Annotated in this window: 4 protein-coding genes and 1 tRNA gene; 2 read left to right on the forward strand and 3 right to left on the reverse strand. The window is 69.7% G+C overall.

Going from position 1 to position 6119, the window contains the following annotated elements; translation table 11 throughout:
- Window positions 1–13: 13 nt before the first annotated feature.
- On the reverse strand, window positions 14–1678 hold the full coding sequence (argS, locus tag H577_RS0112815) for an arginine--tRNA ligase (protein ID WP_029146276.1): 1665 nt from the start codon (window positions 1676–1678) through the stop codon (window positions 14–16).
- Between the two features lie 191 nt (window positions 1679–1869).
- On the reverse strand, window positions 1870–3498 hold the full coding sequence (locus H577_RS17150; RefSeq protein ID WP_051192022.1) for an HNH endonuclease signature motif containing protein: 1629 nt from the start codon (window positions 3496–3498) through the stop codon (window positions 1870–1872).
- 261 nt (window positions 3499–3759) lie between these two features.
- Here H577_RS17150 and H577_RS0112825 point away from each other — a divergent pair, with 261 nt between their 5' ends.
- Window positions 3760–4320, forward strand: a complete 561-nt coding sequence (locus H577_RS0112825; protein ID WP_029146277.1) for an NADPH-dependent FMN reductase — start codon at window positions 3760–3762, stop codon at window positions 4318–4320.
- A gap of 264 nt (window positions 4321–4584) precedes the next feature.
- Here H577_RS0112825 and H577_RS0112830 read toward each other — a convergent pair whose 3' ends face one another.
- Window positions 4585–5838 (reverse strand): MFS transporter, encoded by a 1254-nt coding sequence (locus tag H577_RS0112830; RefSeq protein ID WP_029146278.1) that lies wholly within the window; start codon window positions 5836–5838, stop codon window positions 4585–4587.
- Window positions 5839–5977: 139 nt separating this feature from the next.
- Between H577_RS0112830 and H577_RS0112835 the strand changes: the two genes are divergently transcribed.
- A tRNA-Arg gene (locus H577_RS0112835) sits at window positions 5978–6050 on the forward strand.
- The last annotated feature ends 69 nt before the right edge of the window (window positions 6051–6119 follow it).

A 6119-nucleotide genomic window follows, 5' to 3' on the forward strand; every position in this document is an offset into this window, starting at 1 on the left:
GACGGCGTCACCCTCACATGCGCTCCGGCGCGCTCACGCCGAGCAGGGTCAGGCCGTTGCGCAGCACCTGACCGGTGGCGTCGTTGAGCCACCGGCGGGTGTGGTGCACCGGCTCGATCGGGTCGTCGCCCTGCGGGATGACCCGGCAGTTGTCGTACCAGCGGTGGTAGAGCCCGGCGAGCTCTTCGAGGTAACGGGCGATGCGGTGCGGTTCACGCACTTCGGCGGCGAACGCGACCACGCGCGGGTACTCCTGCAGCGCGCCCAGCAGGGCGGACTCGGTCTCGTGGGTGAGGGTCTCGGGGGCGAACGCGCTGCGGTCGACCCCGGCGTCGTCGGCGTTGCGGCCGACATTGTGGGTGCGGGCGTGGGCGTACTGCACGTAGAACACCGGGTTGTCGTTGGTGCGCTTCTGCAGCACGTCCAGGTCGACGTCGAGGTTGGAGTCGGCCGAGCTGCGGGTGAGTGCGTAGCGGGCGGCATCCACCCCGACGATCTCGACGAGGTCTTCGAGGGTGACGATGGTGCCGGCGCGCTTGGACATGCGCACCGGGGTGCCGCTCTTGACGAGGTTGACCATCTGTCCGATGAGGATCTGCAGGTTGACGCCGGGCTCGTCACCGAACGCGGCGCACATCGCCATCATGCGGCGCACGTATCCGTGGTGGTCGGCGCCGAGCATGATGATGCAGCGGTTGAAGCCGCGCTCACGCTTGTCGAGATAGTAGGCGAGGTCGCCGGAGAAGTAGGCGGCGGTGCCGTCGGACTTGAGGATGACGCGGTCTTTGTCGTCACCGAAGTCAGTGGAGCGCAGCCAGGTGGCCCCGTCCTGCTCGAAGATGTGGCCGAGTTCGCGCAGCCGCGCGATGGCGCGGTCGACGGCGCCGTCTTCATGCAGGTTGTTCTCGTGGAAGTAGACGTCGAAGTCGACGCCGAACTCGTGCAGGCTGTGTTTGATCTCGTCGAACATGAACCCGACGCCGAGTTCGCGGAAGGCTTCTTGCTTGGCGTCGGCGTCGAGAGCGTCGAGGTCGCCCTCGTAGGCCAGGGCGACGCGGCGGGCGATGTCGCCGATGTAGGCGCCGCCGTAGCCGTCTTCGGGGGTGGGTCGGCCTTCGTGGGCGGCGACGAGGCTGCGGGCGAAGCGGTCGATCTGCGCGCCGTGGTCGTTGAAGTAGTACTCGCGGGTGACCTGGGCGCCCTGCGCGGCGAGGATGCGGGCGAGCGCGTCGCCGACCGCTGCCCAGCGGGTGCCGCCGAGGTGGATGGGTCCCGTCGGGTTGGCCGAGACGAACTCGAGGTTGATGACCTCGTCGGCGCGGTCGTGGTTGGTGCCGTAGGCGGTGCCGGCGTCGACGATGGTCTTGGCGAGAGAGCCTGCGGCGGCGGCATCCAGTCGGATGTTGATGAAGCCGGGCCCGGCGACCTCGACCGAGGCGATGCCGGGAGTGCGGCCGAGGGCGGCCGCGATCTCGGCGGCGAACTCGCGGGGGTTCACGCCGACCACCTTGGCGAACTTGAGCGCGGCGTTCGAGGCCCAGTCGCCGTGGTCACGGTTCTTGGGGCGCTCCAGGGGCAGATCGGCAGGCGTCAGCCCCGCCGTCGACTCGGGTCGTCGCGCCTCGGCGAGCGGGCGGATGACGTCGAGGAGGGCTGCGGAAAGGGCTGCGGGATCCATAGGCATCCGATTCTACGGTCCGGTACCTGCGCGGCCGCTCCCAAGCCCGCCGGGAGCTCGGGCCGGTGGGCGGCGGTGGTGCGCGTGACCAGGAGCGTGAGCCCATGATCAAGATCAAGAGCACGATCAAGAGCGCGGATCAGAGCGGATCAGGAATGTGGATGAGCGGATCAGGAATGTGCCGAATGTGATCAGAACGGTGCGTCGCACACGTCGTCCGGCCCCCGCCCCGCCACGGTCTCGGGCACGGGGCGGAAGCGCACGCCGCCCGGCGGGCTGGTCGGGCTCGTGCCCGGCGGGTGTCCCGCGGTCGGTCCCGGTGGGCGAGCCGAGAAGAATCCCGGTGGGTGTGTGAGGTGCACCCGACCGGTCGGAGCGCTCCAGCGCAGCACTCCCCCGGGCAACTGCTCGACGCGCCACGCGGTCTCGTGTTTGACCGTGTGGTGCCGTTTGCACAGGTGCTCGAGGTTGCACAGGCAGGTGGGACCGCCCGCCGAGTAGGGGACGGTGTGGTCGACATCGCATTTCAGCGCGGGTCGCCGACATCCCGGGAACCGGCAGTGTTCGTCGCGCGCCTGCAGCAGCAGGCGTTGTCGTTTGGTGGGCCGGTACCGGTCGACGACGTGAGGCACGCCGCGGCACGGATCGGTGAACACCCGCGTCCACGCGGGCGCGGTCGATGCCAGGTGGCGGGCGGTCTCGTCGTCGATGGGGCCGAACCCGATCACTTCACCGCCGCCGGTGGTCTCACCCGCCAGTGTGGTCGCCGGCACCGTCACCTGCACCGTCGCGCGGATCGATGAGAGCGCGGTGCGCTCGGCGGCGGTGCCGCCGTGCCCGTGGACGGAACCGGTCAGCAGCACATCGCAGAACACGTCGGCCATGATCTGCGCCGCGGTCCGCTCATCGAGGGCCGGCTGTTCGTCGCCGGCGTCATCCGGTGAGCGCTGAGCGCCATCCCGCACCCCGCCAGCGCCGTCCCGCCCCTCGGCGCCGGCAGACCCGCTCATTACCGTCGCCTCGGCCCGATCCGGAGCATCCCGATCACTCGCCTCGGTACGGCCTGCCGTTCTCCCTTCGGACGCCTCGGCACTCCCGTCGGACGCCTCGGCACGATCTGCTGCGTCCCCCTCGGCCCGTTCGGACGCGTTCTGGTCGAACACCTCGATGGCGATGGCACGGATCCGGTTCATGATCCCCACCGCCTGCGCGGTGGGGAGGTCCGCGGTCAGGCGCGACAAGCCGGGCTCGAGCTCGCGGAGGGTCACGCGCCGCCGTTGGACGGCCTCGCGCACGCGCCGTTGCGTGCCCTCCGGATCGAGCCGTGACACCAGTCCCATCAGCGCGGCCTTGAGCTGGGAGTGCGTCATCTCGGTCGCCATGTCGAGCGCGACCGCCTCGTACTCCCGCCGCACGGCCTCGTCGGCGATCACCGTGCCGGTCTCGGCGATGACGGTCGCCTGCTCGGGCGTGACCCGCCCGTCGCTGGCGTCGTACAGGGTCTCCTCGAAGTGATGCATGAGGGTCCATGCCAACGACACCTTGCGCGCGACCTGCCACTCGCTCAGCCGCAGCGCGGCCCCGATCTCGGCGAACACCTCACGCATCCCCAACTGGGAGGACCGCGTGATCGCGCCCTTGCCGTCGCGGGCGGCACGCTCCCGCTCCCGACGTTGGACAAGGCCTGTGACACGCTCGAAGAAGAACATCTCGGCTGCGAACGCGCGAGCCGCCTGCGCCCGCGACTGGCTCAGGTCGTCGACGAGCTCATCGAGTTCCGAGAACACGGACGGGTCACCCGCGTGCATCGACTCTGCCATCACGGGCCCCCTTCCGTTCTCGTCCAATGAGACCATACTATCGAATCTTTTTTCGTTTCACAAGGACTTTCTCGCCCAACCCACCAGCGCTTCTGCTGGGGCGCAGTGCGGGACTCACAGGCATCCCTCACCGACGGCCATGGCATGCTCTGGGCGATGACATCCATCGCCCTCACATTCGAACATACGCGCAGGCACCGACATCGGTGTCCGACGGCCGGCGGCGGCGGGGGTTGAATGGATGCCGGAGGGACGACACCGATGACCAGACTCATGATCGTGGCCGCCAGCGTGCGGGAAGGCCGTATCGGACTGCCTATCGCCCAGTGGGTGCTGCGCGAAGCCGAGGCCGACGGCCGGTTCGAGATCGACTTCGCCGACCTGAAGGAGATCGCGCTGCCGCTCATGGACGAACCGAACCATCCGCGTCTGCGCCAGTACACGCGCGACCACACCAAGGCCTGGAGCGCCCGGGTCGATGCCGCGGAGGCCTTCGTCTTCGTGCAGCCGGAGTACAACTACAGCTATGCGCCGAGCCTGAAGAACGCACTGGACTATCTGCATCAGGAGTGGCGGCGCAAGCCCGTCGGCACGGTGAGCTACGGCGGCATCTCGGGCGGCACCCGCGGGGTGACCGCGCTGCGACCGGTGGAGCAGGCCCTCGGACTGGTGCCCACGAGCGCCAACGTCGAACTGGCGTGGGCGGCGCAGCAGATCGACGACGAGGGCGTGTTCCAGCCACGCGAGAGCAACGAACGGATGCTGCACACGCAGTTCGACGAACTCATCGCGCTGTCGGCGGCGCTGAGTCCGCTGCGCTGACGCGGGCAGGTCGGCCGGCCGGCGTCGGCCGCGCCGGGCCACGGCGCCGACGCGGCCATAGTGCCTGCCAGTTCGGGCGCCGCAACTGCGCCGGATCATGGCGCCGACGCGGGCGACGGTGAAATGGGTGGGGCCGACCGGTGCCGTCGCGGGCGACGGTGCGTGGCAGCGCGGCGGCGCAGCTTTGCCGGGTCATGTTGCCATCGCGGGCGCCGGCGCCCGGCAGCGTGGGCGGCGCAGCCGCGCCGCCGCGGCACGGGCGCGTCAGGCGGGCGAAGCGGATGCCGCGCGGCCGCGCGCCATGTACAGCCCCGCGAGCATGGCGCCGGCCGCCAGCACGGCACCGCCGATGACGACCGTCAGCGGCACGCCGACGAGGGTTCCGAGCGCACCGACCGTGACGCCGCTGAAGGTCTGCATGCCCGGACCGAACATGCTGTAGGCGCCGAGCACCCGGCCACGCTCGGCGGCCGGGGCCTCGAGTTGCACGATCGCCTGGCCGGTCGAGGTCGCAGTGATCTGCGAGACGCCGGTGAGCAACAACGCGACCAGCGCGACGACGTAGGCGCCGGTGAACGCGAACAGCACGGCGAAAGCGCCGAAGGTGATCGAACTGACCACCGCGACCGTCGGCGTCGGCCGCAGCCATCCGGTCGCCTCAAGCAGGAAGCCGCCGAGCACACCACCCATGCCGAGCGCGAACAGCAGTCCGCCGTAGACGAGGTCGGCATCGACGCCGGGGATGGTGAACCGTGCACCGAAGACGGGCATCGCGGTCTGCAGCACGGCGCCGATCGTCACCGACGCGAGGGCGGCGAGGACGAGCATCCCGACGATCACCCGGTTGCGGCGCACCGTGCCCAGCACCCGGAACGACTCCCGGATCGAGACCCGTCCGGTGCGGAAGGTGCCCGAGCGCGTATGCCCGGTGAACGGTGTGCGCATGAGGAAGACCACGATCGGCAGGTAGAACACGATGTTCACGAAGATGCCTCCGGTGGGGCCCAGGGCCAGCAGCAGGGCCGAGCCGACGACCGGTCCGAACAGGATGCCGAGGCTGCGGAACGTCGCGTTGATGCGCACCGCGGACGGCAGCTGCTCACGGCCGGCGAAGTCATAGAGCATCATCTGCTCGGCGGGCGCCCACAGGCATCCGGCCAGCCCGTGCACCACCAGCAGCACGCACGCCTGCCACAGCTGCAGCGTGCCCGTGACGAACAGCACGCCCCAGCAGGCCGAGACGAGCATGAACAGCACCTGGGCGACCTGGATGATGCGGCGGCAGTCGAACCGTTCGGCCAGCGCGCCGGCGTACACCGACAGCATCAGGAACGGCAGCCAGTGGCTGATCAGCTGGAAGCCCACCAGCACCGGCGAGTGGAAGGTGTTCCACAGCACCAGGTAGGTGATGACGTGCTCGATGTTGTCGCCCATCATCGCCAGACCCGCGCCCACCAGGTACGGTGCGGTCTTCCAGCTGCGCAGCACGCCGAAGCGCGGGACGGGAGTGGCTCTCACGCGTCCATCCTTCCGCAGGCGACGGATGCCTCGGCCCCGGCACCATCGGGATGTCGCACGTGTCGCGAAACCTCGCCGCCGCCGGGCCGCCCGCCGCCGTCGGGCAGCCGGGCCGCGCCCTGATAGTCTTGATCGGTACGCCTCCGTAGCTCAGGGGATAGAGCGTTGGTTTCCGGTACCAAAGGTCGCAGGTTCGATTCCTGTCGGGGGCACGAGATGCGAGAAGGGGCCGTCCGTCAGGGCGGTCCCTTCTCGCATCTCAGTGTTTGCGTCAGGCGGGG

The sequence above is a fragment of the Microbacterium luticocti DSM 19459 genome, assembly GCF_000422405.1.
Lineage (GTDB): Bacteria > Actinomycetota > Actinomycetes > Actinomycetales > Microbacteriaceae > Microbacterium > Microbacterium luticocti.

What these genes read in the sequence shown, in the direction of transcription:
- argS (WP_029146276.1), bottom strand. Translation starts at nt 1,678, where the DNA reads ATGGATCCCGCAGCCCTTTCCGCAGCCCTCCTCGACGTCATCCGCCCG.
- H577_RS17150 (WP_051192022.1), bottom strand. Translation starts at nt 3,498, where the DNA reads ATGGCAGAGTCGATGCACGCGGGTGACCCGTCCGTGTTCTCGGAACTC.
- H577_RS0112825 (WP_029146277.1), top strand. Translation starts at nt 3,760, where the DNA reads ATGACCAGACTCATGATCGTGGCCGCCAGCGTGCGGGAAGGCCGTATC.